The organism is Absiella sp. AM09-50 (assembly GCF_003433845.1).
GTDB classification, from domain to species: domain Bacteria; phylum Bacillota_I; class Bacilli_A; order Erysipelotrichales; family Erysipelotrichaceae; genus Hoskinsella; species Hoskinsella hominis.
Genome location: NZ_QVFI01000004.1, coordinates 182,283 through 198,266, shown reverse-complemented (window position 1 = coordinate 198,266; position 15,984 = coordinate 182,283). Strand labels below are relative to the sequence as shown.

Below are 15,984 nucleotides of genomic sequence, written 5' to 3'. Positions count from 1 at the left end.
TTCGCAAGCCCCAAACCGGGGCTGGTGGTATAAAGTATCGCCCGCCCCGGAAAACGGGCTTCTAACCGTCCACAAAACGCACTATGACAAATACCATCTATATCCATCAGCCGGAAAAGGCGTTCAGCTTCACCCGGCTCCCGAATTTCCTCTTTGAAGCCCCCACATTCAAGCCCTTGTCCAACGAGGCAAAGGTTCTGTACGCCTTTATCCTGCGCCGGACAGAGTTATCCCGCAAGAATGGGTGGGCGGATGATTGCGGACGGATTTATCTGTACTATCCCATCTGCGAGGTGGTTGACCTGCTCCACTGTGGGCGGCAGAAAGCGGTAAACACCCTGCGGGAACTGCAATACGCCGGGCTGGTGGAGATCCAGAAGCAGGGCTGTGGAAAACCCAACCGCATTTTCCCAAAATCCTATGAAGCGGTTCCAAACACCGACTTCAAGAAATCCGGTTCTGGTACGCCGGAGGGCTGAAAACCGTACTTATGAAGTGAGGAAATCACTCCCCGGAAGTACGAAAACCGGACGGTATATAGAAATACAAAGATTAAAAAGATTTATTTATATTCTATCCATTCCAATCCTATCCGAGCTAATTTCTGCGGGATTTTCCCTGTGGAAAACCCCGGATAGGAAAGGAATGGGGAAAGGAGCAGAATGGCACAACACGCAATTTTGCGGTTTGAGAAGCACAAGGGCAACCCGGCAAGGCCGCTGGAAGCCCATCACGAAAGACAGAAAGAACAATACGCCAGCAACCCCGACATTGACACAAGCCGGAGCAAGTACAACTTTCATATCGTCAAGCCAGAGGGCAGGTACTATCATTTCATTCAAAACCGCATTGAACAGGCCGGGTGCCGAACCCGCAAGGACAGCACACGGTTTGTCGATACGCTGGTAACTGCCAGCCCGGAGTTTTTCAAGGGGAAATCCCCAAAGGAGATACAGGCGTTTTTCCAGAGGGCGGCGGACTTCCTCATTGGCCGGGTAGGACGGGAAAATATCGTGTCGGCGGTGGTACACATGGACGAGAAAACGCCCCACCTGCATTTGACCTTTGTTCCGCTGACAAAGGACAACCGCCTGTGTGCAAAGGAGATTATCGGCAACCGGGCAAACCTGACGAAGTGGCAGGACGATTTTCACGCCTATATGGTGGAGAAATATCCTGACTTGGAGCGTGGGGAGAGCGCCAGCAGGACAGGCCGGAAGCATATCCCCACCCGGCTTTTCAAACAGGCGGTTTCCCTCTCCCGGCAGGCAAGAGCCATTGAAGCCACACTGGACGGCATTAACCCGCTGAACGCCGGAAAGAAAAAAGAGGAAGCCCTCTCCATGCTGAAAAAGTGGTTCCCGCAGATGGAGAATTTCTCCGGGCAGTTGAAAAAGTACAAGGTCACAATCAATGACCTGCTGGCGGAGAATGAGAAGTTGGAAGCAAGGGCAAAGGCCAGCGAAAAAGGAAAGATGAAAGATACGATGGAACGGGCAAAGCTGAAAAGCGAACTGGACAATTTACAGCGGCTGGTTGACCGTATCCCGCCGGATATACTGGCGGAACTGAAACGTCAGCAGCGGCACACGGTAAAGGAAAGGTGATAGATATAAGCAGAAATTTTCGCCGCCTCTGTGCGGCATTGTACCTTGAAAACTGAATATGGAGGACACTGGATGGCAAAAAGTGAAAGCGATATTTTTACACCCCGAACAGGGCAGGTTATACAAGCAGAGAACGGCACGCAGTATTTTGTATGTGGGAACAACCGTATAAAAATCTCCGAACACTTCGCCGCAGGCGGGAAGCCCCTCGGTGATCTGATTGTAGATGTGGTGCGGCATACCGCAGAAAAAGCCGCTTCAACCTGATAGCCCATCATTGATAACACGCCCACGCTTATGATATAATTGCCATAGAGCAAAAGTATTGTAAGCGTGGGTTGTTTCTTTAGAAGGAGGATTTTTACGGTGAAACAACCTTACAATACTACGATTTACAACACGGCGCTTTATATGAGATTGAGCCGGGACGATGAACTGCAAGGAGAAAGCGGGAGTATTCAGACACAACGCATGATGCTCCGGCAATATGCCGCCGAGCATGGCCTGAATGTCATAGATGAATATATCGACGATGGATGGTCTGGAACGAACTTTGACAGGCCGGATTTTCAGAGAATGATTGATGACATTGAGGACGGGAAAATCAACTGCGTTGTTACGAAGGATTATTGTGCGATAATAGGACTAAATCAGAAAGACCTTGAAAATCAAGGCATTCTGGCTTAGTCCCTTCTTTTTTTGACCGAAAACAAAGGACTTTCACAATAATCAAGCAAGCCGGAGGGTGCTGCTGCACACTTCCGGCAGAAGGAGGATATAGTGGGTGCTATCAAAGTCTTCTTGAAGGAGGTTCTGCTTCCAATCGCGCTTGCGTTCTGCCTCGCGTCATTTCTCAAGCCGATCTATATGCCTGACGGCGTATGTGACTACTTCCTTATGTGGATCTGCGTCGGCTTGCCATTCGGCATCCGGAGGATGTGCCTCTGGCTCGTTCCCAGCGGCTACGGTATCTCCGGCTCAGTCGGCATCTTCGCATTGAACTTAATCATAGGCGGTCTTATCGGAGGACTTGCCTTCTTCATCGGGCTGCTGCTCGGTGTCATTCATACCATCCGAGAAATCATCTGAACTACATCGTAAACGAAGAGGGTTTGTTTCTTCTCCAATTTGGAGTAAGAAGCAAACCCTCTTTTTTTGTTGCCCAAAAGCCGCAATATTTGCTGGCGATGCGGCGAAAGAAAGGAGTTTTTAAGCATGAAACGCATGACAGCCGGTGATCTGCAAGCACTGGAATTGCTGATGCAGACCACACCCGGCTTTGAGCATTATGACAGCGGTGTGGATGGCATTCTCCCTGAGTGCCGAAGCTGCCGCTTTCATCGTCCCTTCTGGAAATATCAGTCCTGCGTGTTTGCGGAGTGTCCCTACTGCTGCAATCCCGTTTCAACCCTCAAAAATCAAAGTGGCACATCTGATGCCGGAAAGGAAGCCAGTCATGGATAACAAAATCGAAATCTTCAAGAATGAACAGTTTGGTGAGGTAAGAACGATCCTCGAAGGAGAAAAAGTTCTGTTCTGTGCAGCAGATGTTGCAAAGGCACTCGGTTACACCAACCCGAACAAGGCGGTCAACGACCATTGCAGGGCTATAACGAAACGTTCTACCCCTATCAGCGGGAAAGTTCAGAGTATCAACTTCATCCCGGAAGGAGACGTTTATCGGCTAATTATTCGCAGCAAACTTCCTGCGGCTGAAAAGTTTGAACTGTGGGTATTTGATGAGGTCATTCCTACCATTCGCAAGACCGGCGGCTACATGACGGACTCCCTTCTGGAACGCATTCAGAAGGAACCTGCGGTCATTGTGGAGTTTGCTCAGGCGTTGATTCTGGAAAAGAATCGTGTGAAGGCTCTTGAGTGTGAGCTGAACACGGCGAAGCCCAAAGCCGATTACTACGACGCCTTCATCAATCCGGATGACTGCACCAATATCCGAACGACGGCGAAGGAACTGAAAATCCCGGAGCGCAAGTTCGTCCAGTTCCTTCTCAAAGAAAAGTACCTGTTCCGCTCTCCTTCCGGGCAGCTACTTCCCTACAACAAGGACAGCAATGCCGGACTGTTCATCGTCCGCGATTTTGTGACGTTCTGCTACACCGGTTCTCAGACCTACTTCACGCCGAAGGGCAAGGAGGTCATCCGAATGAAGTTCCAGAAAAAGTGCGGCGAAGAACTGCTTCCCAAGATAGCAAGGTGATTTTCGTGGCAGTCTATCGCGTAAATAAAAATCGTGGCTATACCGTCATGGCGAACTTCCACCTCCGAGACAAGAGCCTGTCACTCAAGGCGGTCGGTCTTCTCTCAAAGATGCTCTCGTTCAATGATGGCTGGAAGTTCTCAACCAAGGGACTTTCTGCAATCTGCAAGGAAGGTCCGGATGCCATTCTCTCCGCGCTCCGTGAGCTTGAAAAGCACGGCTACCTTGTCCGGCACCGGCAGAGAGACGGTAAAGGCAGGATGAGCAGCACAATCTTTGAGATATACGAAGAGCCGCAGGAGTCCACGCCAGAACGGGAAATACCACACACGGAAAATCCATGTGTGGAGAAGCCAGATGTGGATAATCCACGCGGGGATAAGTCCGCACAAATAAATACTGATCAAGTAATTACCCAAGAAAGAAATACTCTCTCAAAGAACTATCAATCCATCAATCTTGATGGGATGGACAGGATGGATGAGCGAAGCGAGTATGAAGAGATTATCAAAGAGAATCTTGACTACGACATTCTCTGTCAGAATCCGAAGTTCGATAAAGACCGCTTCCGGGAGATCATGGACATCATGCTGGATGCCGTCTGTTCCACTGCGCCGACCATCCGCATCAATGGCGAGGATATGCCGCAGCAAGTAGTCAAATCCCGCTTTCTCAAGCTGAATAGCAGCCACATTGAGTACGTTCTGGAAGCAATGAACAAGAACCCGTCAGACATCCGTAATATCCGGGCGTACCTGTTGACCTCTCTGTATAACGCCTCTATGACGATAGACAATTACTACTCCGCCCTCGTCAATCATGATTTCTACGGGCAGGACAGATCGGCAGGGTCAAAGAAGCCGAAGACCTACGATTATAGCCTTTGTGAAGACACTCTTTAATGAATACCATCGTGAGCAATGCTCGGAAAGGAGGACAGTGTAAATGAAAATTATCTATCGCCGGATTGTGCCGCCTTAGCTGTGGCAGCAGTCCCAATAATCATTCCAACGAAAGGAGGTAAACGCCGCAATGCAGGATGAAGTCAACACCAAAGTTGTTGCAATCATGATCAAGGGCGGCAAAATCTCAGCCGAGGTGCTGAAAAAGGCTCTGGACAAGTTCGTTCAGGAGATCGAGAAGGCGCAGAAGCAGATGCAGCAGCCCAAAACCTATCGCGGCAAGCAGTCCATCAAGCATCTGATGAGCCAGAACGCCGCCATCTCCAACATCGAAGTGACGGATGGCAACATCAAGTCCTTTGAGCGGACTGCCAGCAAATACGGTCTGGACTTTGCGCTCAAGAAGGACGTTTCCGTAGAACCGCCCAGCTACCTTGTCTTCTTCAAGGGACGGGATGTTGATGTGATGACCGCCGCGTTCAAGGAGTTCTCCGCCAAAACCGTCAAGCAGAAGGAACAGCCGTCCATCCGGCACAAGCTGGATCAGGAGAAAGTTCAGAGCAAGGCGCAGCATAAGGAGAAGGTCAAGGTCAAGACCAAGGATCGGGGTGTGGAGCTGTGAACAAACCCGATGTGAAGAAGCTCGTTCTTCTGAACCTACCGTATGTCTTCGCCTTCTACTTTGCGGATAAGATCGCCGCCGTATTTCGTCTCGCTCCCGGCACGGAGTTCATCGACAAGCTGACAAACGGCTTTGCTGTATTCGGCACTGCCTTTGCAAATCCGCTGCCCAGCTTTCATCCCGTCGATCTGCTCATCGGTCTGATTGCCGGTGCGTTGCTCAAGCTGGCGGTCTACGTCAAAGGCAAGAACCGCAAGAAGTTCCGGCAGGGCGAAGAATACGGATCTGCACGATGGGGCAAGCCGGAGGACATCAAGCCGTACACGGATCCGGAGTTCTCGAACAACGTCATCCTAACGCAGACGGAGTTCCTGACCATGAACAGCCGCCCGAAGCAGCCGAAATACGCCCGCAACAAAAATATCCTTGTCATCGGCGGTTCCGGCTCAGGCAAGACGCGCTTTTTCGTGAAGCCAAACCTGATGCAGATGCACAGCAGCTATGTTGTGACTGACCCGAAGGGTACGGTGCTGCTGGAATGCGGCAAAATGCTTGAAAAGGGCGGCTACATCATCAAGTCGCTGAACACCATCAATTTCCGGAAATCCATGCACTACAACCCGTTCAGCTACATCCGCAGCGAGAAGGACATCCTCAAGCTGGTCAATACGATCATCGTCAATACGAAGGGAGACGGCGATAAGTCCGGCGAAGATTTCTGGGTCAAGGCGGAAAAGCTCTACTACACAGCTCTCATCGGCTACATCTGGTACGAGGCACCCGACCACGAGAAAAACTTTACTACTCTGCTCGAAATGATCAATGCCTCGGAAGCCAGAGAGGACGATGAGACCTTCAAGAACCCCGTGGATGTCATGTTCGATGAGCTGGAAGCCCGCGATCCTGACCACTTTGCGGTCAAGCAATACCGCAAATACAAGCTGGCGGCGGGCAAAACTGCTAAGTCGATTTTGATTTCCTGCGGTGCAAGGCTTGCGCCCTTCGACATCGCAGAGTTGCGGGAACTGATGAGCTACGATGAGATGGAGCTGGACACAATCGGAGACCGGAAGACGGCGCTGTTCGTCATTATTTCCGATACCGATGACACCTTCAATTTCGTCGTGGCGATCATGTATTCTCAGCTCTTCAACCTTCTCTGCGACAAAGCAGATGACGTTTACAACGGACGGCTTCCCGTCCATGTTCGCTGCCTGCTGGACGAGTTTGCGAACATCGGTCAAATCCCGAAGTTTGATAAGCTCATTGCCACCATCCGAAGCCGGGAAATCTCGGCGTCAATCATCTTGCAGTCCCAGTCTCAGCTCAAAACCATCTACAAGGATGCGGCGGACACCATTACGGGCAACTGTGACTGCACACTTTTCCTCGGCGGAAAAGAAAAATCGACCCTCAAGGAAATCAGCGAGGTGCTGGGCAAGGAGACAATCGACCTTTACAACACCTCAGAAACCCGTTCCAACAACAACTCCTACGGCTTGAATTATCAGAAGACCGGCAAGGAACTGATGTCTCAGGATGAGATCGCCGTCATGGACGGAGCCAAGTGTATTTTGCAGCTTCGAGGTGTGAGACCTTTTCTCAGTAACAAATACGACATTACGAAGCATCCCAAATACCGACAGCTCTCCGACTACGACAAGCGGAACACCTTTGACATCGAGAAGTACCGGCAGCACAAGCTGGTAGTCAAGCCCGATGACACATTCGACCTCTATGATATGGGCGAGGTCGATGCAGATTAAAGCCCCGTCGCTGCACTGCGCAGTGGGTAAAGCCTGATGGCTCATCCCAAAGCAGAACAGCGACGGGGCTTCTTTTTTTATGCCCATTTTCAAAAATACACACTCAACTTTCATCGATTCAAGGAGGAAAATCTATGGCTTTCATCAATCAGGCTGTCACGGTTCTTCAGACGCTCGTTATCGCCCTCGGCGCAGGTCTCGCAGTGTGGGGTGTTGTCAACCTCATGGAAGGCTACGGCAACGACAACCCCGGCGCCAAGTCTCAGGGCATCAAGCAGCTCATGGCTGGCGGCGGTGTGGTGCTGATCGGCACGACCCTCATCCCCCTGCTCTCCGGTTTGTTCGGCTAATCCACGGCAAGCCCAGCTTAACCGAAGGGTGGTGAAATATTGGGCAGCATTTTAGAAAAGATCGAACAGGCTCTCAAGGATATGCTGATCGGATGGATCGAGAGCAACCTGACCAATATGTTCACCGATGTCAACGAGAAGGTAGGAACGATTGCCGCCGAGGTCGGGCAAACTCCGTCCGGCTGGAACGGCGGCGTGTACCAGATGATCCGGGGACTATCCGAAAACGTGATAGTCCCCATCGCTGGTATCATCATCACCTTCGTTTTGTGCTACGAGCTGATTTCCATGATCACCGAGAAAAACAACCTTCATGACATGGACACTTGGATGTTCTTCAAGTGGTTTTTCAAGGCGGCTGTGGCGATCTACCTCGTGACGCACACCTTTGACATCGTGATGGCAGTATTCGACATCGGGCAGAACGTGGTTTCCGGCGCAGCAGGAGTCATCCACGGCAACACCAGCATTGACATTGACGCGACGATTGCGCAGATGCGTACCGGCATGGAGAACATGGGCGTCGGAGAACTGCTCGGACTGTCGATAGAAACGCTTCTGATCAGCCTGTGCCTCAAAATCATGGCAATCCTCATTACGGTCATCCTCTACGGGCGCATGATTGAGATTTACTGCACCGTGAGCATTGCGCCTATTCCCATCGCAACCATGAGCAACCGCGAATGGGGCAGCATCGGCACGAACTATCTGAAAGGCTTGTTCGCTCTGGCATTTCAGGGCTTTCTCATCATGGTCTGCGTCGGCATCTATGCGGTGCTGATCAACGGCATGATCATCGCAGACAACATTCATTCGGCTCTGTTCTCTGTGGCAGCGTACACGGTCATTCTGTGCTTCTCGCTGTTCAAGACCGGAAGCCTCGCAAAATCCATCTTCCATGCGCACTAAGGAGGTCGGCAGCATGAAGAAGTACAGCATTATCTACGCCGATCCCCCTTGGGCGTATCGGACTTACTCCAAGAAGGGACAGGGACGGTCGGCGGAAAGCCACTACCCGACAATGTGCATTGAAGACATCAAGGCACTTCCGGTCGGTGAGCTTGCCGCTAAAGACTGCACTCTGTTTCTCTGGATCACGTTCCCGTGCCTCTGTGAAGCACTCGAAGTGTTGACGGCATGGGGCTTTTCCTATAAGACCGTGGCTTTTGTATGGGTGAAGCAAAACCGCAAGAACGATGACCTCTTCACCGGCATGGGGTATTGGACAAGGGCAAACGCGGAAATCTGCATCCTTGCCACGAAGGGACACCCGAAGCGAGTTGACGCCGGTGTGCGTCAGGTCATCCTCAGCCACATCGAAGAGCATTCCAAAAAGCCGGATGAAGCGCGGGAGCGCATTGTTCGGCTCATGGGAGACCTTCCCCGCGTAGAGCTTTTTGCCCGACAGTCTCCCGAAGGCTGGGACGTTTGGGGCAACGAGGTCGAATGCACGGCACATCTTCCAATGGAGGAAACACCATGCTGCGGCTAAGACCTATCTCTCTTCGAGACGCCAACGAGTATGTCCGGAAGCATCACCGGCATCACAAGCCGGTTGCCGGTCACAAGTTTTCCATCGGCTGTGAAGCAGACGGTGAGCTGGTCGGTGTAATCATCGCCGGGCGTCCCGTCAGCCGGTATCTGGATGACGGCTTCACATTGGAGGTTACAAGGCTATGCACCAACGGGGCGAAGAACGCTTGCAGCTTTCTCTACGGCGCGGCGGCAAGAGCTGCTGCGGCTATGGGCTATAAGCGCATCATCACCTACACACTGGAAAGTGAAAATGGCGCAAGCCTTCTGGCTTCCGGCTGGATCTGTCAAGGCAAAGCGGGTGGACTTCGCTGGACGGGCAAGCGTCAACCGAAGGAGGATCAATATCCCGCACAAATGAAGCTGCGCTATGAAAAGCAGCTTAGAAAGGAGGAAACAGTCAATGGCATTTGTTCCGGTCCCGAAGGATCTTAACCGCGTCAAAACGAAGGTCATGTTCAACCTGACCAAGCGGCAGCTCATTTGTTTTTCCGTCGCTGCGGCAGTCGGCGTCCCGATCTTCTTTCTGGCGAAGGCACATCTCGACTTGTCTACGGCGGCAATGCTGATGGTGGTCATCATGCTCCCGTTCATCTTCTTCGCGCTTTACGAGAAGGACGGACAGCCCGCCGAAAAGTATCTGTACCACATCGTACAGTCCATGTTCATCCGCGACAAGGTTCGTCCCTATCGCACAAACAACCTCTACGCTGAGATTCAGCAGAAAATCAAAGAACAGGAGGAATTGCAGCTTGAACAACAGCACAGCAAAGGCAAAGCCTAAGATGACCGTCAAAAACGGCATCGTTTACGGCGATGCCCTTTCCGCTCAGGAAAAGAAGCGGCTCGTCATGCAGAAGAAAAAGGACAGGAAGGCAAAGAAAGTCCGCAAGTCCGCCCAGCAGACCATTCCCTATGTGGAGATGAGCCGCGACGGTATCTGCAAGGTAAACAGCCGCCTCTACACGAAGTCCATCGCCTTTGAGGACATCAACTACCAGCTTGCGCAGAACGAGGACAAAACTGCCATCTTTGAGAACTGGTGCGACTTTCTGAACTACTTTGACAGCTCGATTTTCGTTCAGCTCTCCTTCATCAATCAGAAGGCAAGCCTCAATGAGTTCCGCAAGCGCATCAACATTCCGGCACAGGAGGACGCCTTCAACGACATCCGCTCCGAGTATTCCGGTATGCTGCAAAGTCAGCTCACCAAGGGCAACAACGGACTGGTCAAGAAGAAGTACATCACCTTCGGCATTGAGGCAGACTCCCTCCGCACGGCAAAGCCGAAGCTCGAACGCATCGAGACCGACATTCTCAACAACTTCAAAACCCTCGGCGTGAGGACGGAGCCGCTGTCCGGCTACGAGCGGCTGAAAGTGCTTCATGATGTGTTTAACATGGACACCAACGAGCCGTTCCGCTTTTCCTTTGACATGGTTGCTCGGACAGGACTCAGTACGAAGGACTTCATCTCGCCCACTTCCTTTGACTTCCGTGAAGGCAAGTGTTTCAAGATGGGCAGAACCATCGGCGCGGTGAGCTTCCTGCAAATCCTCGCGCCGGAACTCAATGACCGTATGCTTGCCGACTTCCTTGAGATGGACAGCAACATCACGGTCAATTTTCATATCCGGACGATTGACCAGGCGAAGGCAATCAAGAGCATCAAGTCGAAGATCACCGACCTCGACAAGATGAAGATTGAAGAGCAGAAAAAGGCTGTCCGCTCCGGCTACGATATGGACATCATCCCGTCCGATCTCGCTACCTTCGGCGGTGAGGCAAAGCGTCTGTTGCAGGATCTCCAGACCCGCAATGAGAGACTGTTCCTTGTGACTATCCTCATCATGAATACGGCAACCAACCGCCAGAAGCTCGAAAACGCGGTGTTCCAGACCGCCGCCATTGCCCAAAAGTATAACTGTGCGCTCAAGCGTCTTGACTTCCAGCAGGAAGAAGGGCTGATGTCCTCTCTGCCTATCGGCGTCAATCAGGTGGAGATCGAGCGCGGGCTGACTACTTCCAGCACAGCGGTTTTCGTGCCGTTTACCACGCAGGAGCTTTTTCAGGGCGGCGAAGCTCTCTACTACGGGCTGAACGCGCTGTCCAACAACATGATCATGGTTGACCGCAAGCAGCTCAAAAACCCCAACGGGCTGATCTTGGGTACACCCGGTTCCGGTAAGTCCTTCTCCGCCAAGCGCGAAATGACGAACGCCTTCCTCATCACGGAGGATGACATCATCGTCTGCGACCCCGAAGCCGAGTATTTCCCCCTCGTGCAGAAGCTCGGCGGTCAGGTCATCCGCATTTCGCCGGTCAGCACGGATTACATCAATCCGCTGGACATCAACACGAACTACTCCGAAGAGGAAAACCCGCTGACGCTGAAATCCGACTTCATTCTCTCCATGTGCGAGCTGATTGTCGGCGGCAAGGACGGCTTGCAGCCGGTTGAGAAGACCATCATTGACCGCAGTGTCCGTATGGTCTATCAGGAGTTCCTTGCAGACCCCAAGCCGGAGAAAATGCCGATCCTCGAAGACCTCTACAACATTCTGAGAAATCAGAAGGAGCCGGAGGCACAGCGCATTGCAACTGCCCTTGAAATCTATGTTCACGGCTCTCTGAACGTCTTCAATCACAGAACGAATGTGGATGTCAACAACCGCTTTGTCTGCTATGACATCCGCGAACTCGGCAAGCAGCTCAAAAAGCTCGGTATGCTGATCGTGCAGGATCAGGTGTGGAACAGAGTTACCATCAACCGCGCCCAGCACAAGGCAACGCGCTACTACATGGACGAGTTCCACCTTTTGCTGAAAGAGGAACAGACCGCCGCGTACAGCGTGGAAATCTGGAAGCGTTTCAGAAAATGGGGCGGCATCCCGACCGGAATCACGCAGAACGTCAAGGATCTTCTTGCCTCCCGCGAGGTGGAGAACATTTTTGAAAACTCGGATTTTGTCTACCTTCTAAATCAGGCATCCGGCGACCGGCAGATTCTCTCGAAGGCGCTGAACATCTCGCCCAGCCAGCAGAACTACATCACCAACTCCAACGCCGGTGAGGGGCTGATCTTCTACGGCTCGACCATCGTTCCCTTCAAGGACGATTTCCCGAAGGACACCCAGCTCTACCGCATCATGACCACCCGCTTAGAAGAAACCGTACAGAACTGATAGGAGGATTTTTGAATATGACCAACAAGATGATTACCATTCCCTATGCGGACGCTATCGAATACGGAGAGAACACCTCCGCGCTGTTTAAGGCTCTGTGGGAGCTGACCGATCTGATCCGACTGGAAAGCGACCTCAAGAAGCATCACCGCGCCTACCTCCATGTGAGGGAGGACATCGACGAGAAGGTCAAGGAGGCGCGTCAGATTATGACCAAGGTATCTGTGGATATGATCGGTTTCTACTTCAAGGTTGATGTTCCCAAGTGCAGTAACAGCGACGAGAATACCCCTTTCGCAGACGCGGCGGATGATGAAGCCGTATCTATCCCCAAGGACAGGTATGAGCTGATGATCGACGATCTGCTCACGATGTCCGAAATCATTCAGTGCGTCGCAGATATGCGCACGCAGGATGTGAAGGCAATCCGCGAGTTTGGCAAGTTCGTCCCCGCCTTCGCTGCCTTCGAGAAGAACCGCCTGAGCCTCTATCGTGAGGCAGCGAAGGAAGCAGAGGAAATCTTCGACCGTTGGGCGGACGAGATTGACAATCTCGACGAGGACTTCATGGAAGACGAGGACTACGAGCCGGACGAGTATTACTCCGACTGATATGCGCTCAAATCCGAAGAAAGGAGCTGGTTTTTATAGAGCTTGACATCATTCATACCGGCGATTGCCTTGAAATCCTGAAAACCCTGCCCGATGACAGCGTTCATTGCTGTGTGACGTCCCCTCCGTATTACGCGCTCCGCGATTACGGCATGGAGGCTCAGATCGGCAGAGAGACAACGCCGAAGGAATATATCTCGCGCCTGACGGAAGTGTTTACCGAAGTCAGGCGCGTTTTGCGTCCGGATGGAACGCTCTGGCTGAACATCGCGGACACCTACGCTGGAAAGGGCAATCAGGGTGATTTCATTGACCCGAAGAACCCCAACGGCAGAAACGGTCAGGCTGTGGCTCTCAACAACAAGGTTGAGGGCTGCAAGCCGAAGGACATGATCGGCATTCCGTGGATGCTGGCTTTTGCCCTCCGCGATACCGGCTGGTATCTGCGCAACGACATCATCTGGATGAAGGATAACCCCATGCCGGAGAGCGTGAAAGACCGATGCGCCCGCTGCTATGAGCATATTTTCCTGTTCTCCAAGTCCAAGAAGTATTTCTTTGACTACAAGGCAATCTCCGAGCCGATTGCTCCCGCAACGGCAGAACGCCTCAAGCGCGGCATGAAGGGCGGCAACAAGTACGGCAAGCCCGTTCCCGGTCAGCCTCAGCCGCAGACCATCAACCGCCCGCGTGAGCATGGCGAGATCAAGGACGCAGACATCAATCCGCTCCGCAACAAGCGCGACGTCTGGAAGATCAACACCGTCCCCTTTAAGGGCGGTCACTATGCCGCCTACCCTCCGAAGCTGGTTGAAACCTGTCTTCTCGCCGGTTGTCCCGAAGGCGGCGTTGTGCTTGATCCCTTCATGGGAAGCGGCACAACCGGCATGGTTGCCTCACAGATGGGGCGTCATTTCATCGGCATCGAGCTGAATCCGGCGTACACCGAGCTTGCCTACAAGCGGATTGGAGGTGAAATCTGATGTCCAAGGAACCGGAACTTAAAGCCTGTGACAAGGTAGTCGTGCGGATGACGAGGGAAGGCGCAGTCGAGGAAAACCTGACGGCTGGCACCGAGCAGCGTGTGTCAAAGCGGCTGGAAGACGCAGAGCTGGTCAAGCCCGCTGAGACAGCCGAGCCTTCCGAGGCACTTTCCCCGGAGGAACAGAAAAAGGTGCAGATGCGCCGCCAGCAGCGTCAGTTTCAGGCGGAACACGCCGAGGATAACGACACACAGCCGCCCTCGGAAACGTCTGTCACAGAAGAGAAAAGGGCAGAAAATCCACCCCAGAATGTACCCGAACCGCTGCCCTCATCGGAAACGCCGTTCAAGCCGCCTGCTTTGGAGCAGCACGGCGTTTCTTCGCATACCGGCACGGTGATTGCCGAAACGGTTGTCACACACAAGCTGCGCAAGACCTCTGCGGTTGAAGCCGTTGACGCGGATGCCATTCTCACTCAAGCGGCGGAAACCGCCTCTGCAAAGCCGCTCTCGGACGATGCCGTCCCGCCCACGAAGCGGATGCAGAAGCTCGAAAGGAAGTCCGAGAAGGCGCATGAGCGTCTGGACGCTGCCCGCGAGAAGCTGCCCACGCACAAGGTTCTCAAGAAAGAGCGCGTCTTTGATGAAGAGACCGGAAAGGGCAAAACCCGCCTTCATTTTGAGGATGAGCTGAAAAAGCCCACGGGCAAAGGCAAGCTGCAATTTGAGGCAGATAAAACCGTCCGCAAGGTCGGTGACACCCTCGCTTCCGGCATTCACGGCAAAATCCATGAGGTCGAGCAGGAAAACTCGGCTGTCGAGGCGGCGCACAAAACAGAGATTGTCGCCGAGACCGCCGCAAGGCATTTCAGTCATCACAGAGAAAAAAGCGTCAACAAGCCCTATGAGAAGGTCTCCAAGCTGGAACATAAGGCGGATGCTGCTGATGCAAAGCTCCAATATGAGAGAAATCAGCAGGAGCATCCTGAGATGAAGAAGCAGAACATGAACAAGCACTACCAGAAGCAGAACATCAAGAAGGAATATGCCGCTGCACGGAATGCCGGGTCTCAGACCGCCGGGACTGCCACAAAGAATACCGGCAAGAAGCTCGGTGAGAAGGCGTCCGACAAGATCAAGGAGTTTTTTGAGAAAAACAAGAAGGTCTTCATCTGGGTCGGAGTCGGAATTGCCCTTCTCGTTTTGCTCGGTGCCGGAATCAGCTCGTGTTCGATGCTCACCTCTACCGGCTCGTCGGTTATCGCTTCCTCTTATCTCAGCGAGGATGACGCGATGCTCGGCGCGGAGGCGCAGTATTGCCGGATGGAGCAAGAGCTGCAACGCTATCTCGACACCTACGAAAGCACTCACAACTATGATGAATACCACTTCGATCTGGATGACATTGAGCATGACCCCTATGTGCTGATCTCCATTCTATCAGCTCTCCATGAGGGCGAGTTCACGCTGGATGAGGTGCAGGGAACGCTCCAAATGCTGTTTGAAAAGCAGTACATCCTTACCGAAGAGGTTATCGTCGAAACCAGATACCGCACGGAGACCGACACATGGACGGATGCAGACGGCAACACGCACACGGAAACCTACCGCGTCCCGTATGACTACTACATCTGCAACGTGAAGCTCGAAAACTTCAATCTCTCCCATGTCCCGGTCTACATCATGTCTCAGGAACAGCTTTCCATGTACGCAACGTATATGTCGGTGCTGGGCAACCGCGAGGATCTGTTCGGTGATTCTCCCTATGTGGACAAGTACATCACAAATCCTCCCGCCGACTACGATGTCAACCCGGAATACCTGAACGACGAGAAGTTTGCGACACTGATCACCGAGGCGGAAAAGTATCTCGGCTATCCGTATGTGTGGGGCGGCTCCAATCCCGACACATCCTTTGACTGCTCCGGCTTCGTCAGCTACGTTCTCACGAACAGCGGTCTTGTGAATACCGGTCGGCTGGGCGCACAAGGGCTTTACAACGTCTGTACGCCGGTCTCAAAGGCGAATGCACAGCCCGGTGATCTCATCTTTTTCGTCGGGACGTATGACACCCCCGGCGTGTCCCACGTCGGCATTTATGTTGGTGATGGGGTCATGATCCACTGCGGCGATCCCATTCAGTACACATCTATCAACTCTTCCTATTGGCAGCAGCATTTCTACGCCTTCGGAAGACCCGCCTATTAA

Annotated in this window: 18 protein-coding genes and 1 pseudogene; all 19 read left to right on the top strand. The window is 52.7% G+C overall.

All coding sequences use genetic code 11. From position 1 onward, the window contains the following. The first annotated feature begins 83 nt into the window (after nt 1-83). The 19 genes and pseudogenes from DW114_RS05960 (at nt 84) to DW114_RS05865 (ending at nt 15,984) form a co-directional block, all read left to right on the top strand. Entirely contained in the window at nt 84-479 is a 396-nt protein-coding gene (locus DW114_RS05960) for a replication initiator protein A (RefSeq protein ID WP_002588752.1), read from the top strand. Between the two features lie 183 nt (nt 480-662). Continuing rightward, nucleotides 663-1,607, top strand: a complete 945-nt coding sequence (mobV, locus tag DW114_RS05950) for a MobV family relaxase (protein ID WP_002334814.1) — start codon at nt 663-665, stop codon at nt 1,605-1,607. A gap of 72 nt (nt 1,608-1,679) precedes the next feature. Next, nucleotides 1,680-1,874 (top strand): hypothetical protein, encoded by a 195-nt coding sequence (locus DW114_RS05945; RefSeq protein ID WP_002334813.1) that lies wholly within the window; start codon nt 1,680-1,682, stop codon nt 1,872-1,874. A gap of 144 nt (nt 1,875-2,018) precedes the next feature. Continuing rightward, nucleotides 2,019-2,234, top strand: a pseudogene (locus tag DW114_RS05940) (recombinase family protein); the annotation flags it as partial. Between the two features lie 153 nt (nt 2,235-2,387). Next, the gene (locus DW114_RS05935) at nt 2,388-2,696 is read left to right on the top strand and encodes a DUF6050 family protein (protein WP_005934801.1); all 309 of its coding nucleotides are present in this window, start codon (nt 2,388-2,390) and stop codon (nt 2,694-2,696) included. A 126-nt stretch (nt 2,697-2,822) separates the two neighbouring features. Continuing rightward, on the top strand, nt 2,823-3,071 hold the full coding sequence (locus DW114_RS05930) for a hypothetical protein (RefSeq protein ID WP_040650084.1): 249 nt from the start codon (nt 2,823-2,825) through the stop codon (nt 3,069-3,071). After that, complete coding sequence (locus tag DW114_RS05925) at nt 3,064-3,825, top strand: phage antirepressor KilAC domain-containing protein (RefSeq protein ID WP_117452852.1); 762 nt, start codon at nt 3,064-3,066, stop codon at nt 3,823-3,825. The genes DW114_RS05930 and DW114_RS05925 overlap by 8 nt, the downstream gene beginning before the upstream one ends. A 5-nt stretch (nt 3,826-3,830) precedes the next feature. Continuing rightward, a complete protein-coding gene (locus DW114_RS05920; RefSeq protein WP_233511334.1) occupies nt 3,831-4,727 on the top strand; it encodes a DUF6017 domain-containing protein in 897 nt (298 codons plus the stop codon). Between the two features lie 130 nt (nt 4,728-4,857). After that, nucleotides 4,858-5,349: a PcfB family protein gene (locus DW114_RS05915; RefSeq protein ID WP_033121582.1), complete on the top strand. Its 492-nt coding sequence runs from the start codon at nt 4,858-4,860 to the stop codon at nt 5,347-5,349. Then, a complete protein-coding gene (locus DW114_RS05910; RefSeq protein ID WP_117452850.1) occupies nt 5,346-7,115 on the top strand; it encodes a VirD4-like conjugal transfer protein, CD1115 family in 1,770 nt (589 codons plus the stop codon). The genes DW114_RS05915 and DW114_RS05910 overlap by 4 nt, the downstream gene beginning before the upstream one ends. Nucleotides 7,116-7,249: 134 nt before the next feature. Further along, nucleotides 7,250-7,465 (top strand): Maff2 family mobile element protein, encoded by a 216-nt coding sequence (locus DW114_RS05905; protein ID WP_005934794.1) that lies wholly within the window; start codon nt 7,250-7,252, stop codon nt 7,463-7,465. 39 nt (nt 7,466-7,504) lie between these two features. After that, nucleotides 7,505-8,374: a VirB6/TrbL-like conjugal transfer protein, CD1112 family gene (locus DW114_RS05900; RefSeq protein ID WP_005934793.1), complete on the top strand. Its 870-nt coding sequence runs from the start codon at nt 7,505-7,507 to the stop codon at nt 8,372-8,374. A gap of 13 nt (nt 8,375-8,387) precedes the next feature. Further along, entirely contained in the window at nt 8,388-8,957 is a 570-nt protein-coding gene (locus tag DW114_RS05895; protein WP_199483491.1) for an MT-A70 family methyltransferase, read from the top strand. After that, the gene (locus DW114_RS05890) at nt 8,945-9,433 is read left to right on the top strand and encodes an XF1762 family protein (protein WP_117452848.1); all 489 of its coding nucleotides are present in this window, start codon (nt 8,945-8,947) and stop codon (nt 9,431-9,433) included. The genes DW114_RS05895 and DW114_RS05890 overlap by 13 nt, the downstream gene beginning before the upstream one ends. Beyond that, entirely contained in the window at nt 9,402-9,782 is a 381-nt protein-coding gene (locus DW114_RS05885) for a PrgI family protein (RefSeq protein WP_117452847.1), read from the top strand. The genes DW114_RS05890 and DW114_RS05885 overlap by 32 nt, the downstream gene beginning before the upstream one ends. A gap of 1 nt (nt 9,783) precedes the next feature. Next, complete coding sequence (locus tag DW114_RS05880) at nt 9,784-12,183, top strand: VirB4-like conjugal transfer ATPase, CD1110 family (protein ID WP_117452874.1); 2,400 nt, start codon at nt 9,784-9,786, stop codon at nt 12,181-12,183. A gap of 17 nt (nt 12,184-12,200) precedes the next feature. After that, nucleotides 12,201-12,794 (top strand): nitrogen fixation protein, encoded by a 594-nt coding sequence (locus DW114_RS05875; protein ID WP_117452846.1) that lies wholly within the window; start codon nt 12,201-12,203, stop codon nt 12,792-12,794. 35 nt (nt 12,795-12,829) lie between these two features. Beyond that, a complete protein-coding gene (locus DW114_RS05870) occupies nt 12,830-13,777 on the top strand; it encodes a DNA-methyltransferase (protein WP_394336420.1) in 948 nt (315 codons plus the stop codon). Next, nucleotides 13,777-15,984, top strand: coding sequence for a C40 family peptidase (locus DW114_RS05865; protein WP_117452844.1), 2,208 nt, complete (start codon nt 13,777-13,779; stop codon nt 15,982-15,984). The genes DW114_RS05870 and DW114_RS05865 overlap by 1 nt, the downstream gene beginning before the upstream one ends.

Bases quoted from the DNA above. Each gene is read 5' to 3' on its own strand.
- DW114_RS05885 (WP_117452847.1), top strand. From the start codon at position 9,402: ATGGCATTTGTTCCGGTCCCGAAGGATCTTAACCGCGTCAAAACGAAG.
- DW114_RS05915 (WP_033121582.1), top strand. From the start codon at position 4,858: ATGCAGGATGAAGTCAACACCAAAGTTGTTGCAATCATGATCAAGGGC.
- DW114_RS05890 (WP_117452848.1), top strand. From the start codon at position 8,945: ATGCTGCGGCTAAGACCTATCTCTCTTCGAGACGCCAACGAGTATGTC.
- DW114_RS05905 (WP_005934794.1), top strand. From the start codon at position 7,250: ATGGCTTTCATCAATCAGGCTGTCACGGTTCTTCAGACGCTCGTTATC.
- DW114_RS05960 (WP_002588752.1), top strand. From the start codon at position 84: ATGACAAATACCATCTATATCCATCAGCCGGAAAAGGCGTTCAGCTTC.
- DW114_RS05875 (WP_117452846.1), top strand. From the start codon at position 12,201: ATGACCAACAAGATGATTACCATTCCCTATGCGGACGCTATCGAATAC.
- DW114_RS05880 (WP_117452874.1), top strand. From the start codon at position 9,784: ATGACCGTCAAAAACGGCATCGTTTACGGCGATGCCCTTTCCGCTCAG.
- DW114_RS05895 (WP_199483491.1), top strand. From the start codon at position 8,388: ATGAAGAAGTACAGCATTATCTACGCCGATCCCCCTTGGGCGTATCGG.
- DW114_RS05930 (WP_040650084.1), top strand. From the start codon at position 2,823: ATGAAACGCATGACAGCCGGTGATCTGCAAGCACTGGAATTGCTGATG.
- mobV (WP_002334814.1), top strand. From the start codon at position 663: ATGGCACAACACGCAATTTTGCGGTTTGAGAAGCACAAGGGCAACCCG.
- DW114_RS05945 (WP_002334813.1), top strand. From the start codon at position 1,680: ATGGCAAAAAGTGAAAGCGATATTTTTACACCCCGAACAGGGCAGGTT.
- DW114_RS05925 (WP_117452852.1), top strand. From the start codon at position 3,064: ATGGATAACAAAATCGAAATCTTCAAGAATGAACAGTTTGGTGAGGTA.
- DW114_RS05865 (WP_117452844.1), top strand. From the start codon at position 13,777: ATGTCCAAGGAACCGGAACTTAAAGCCTGTGACAAGGTAGTCGTGCGG.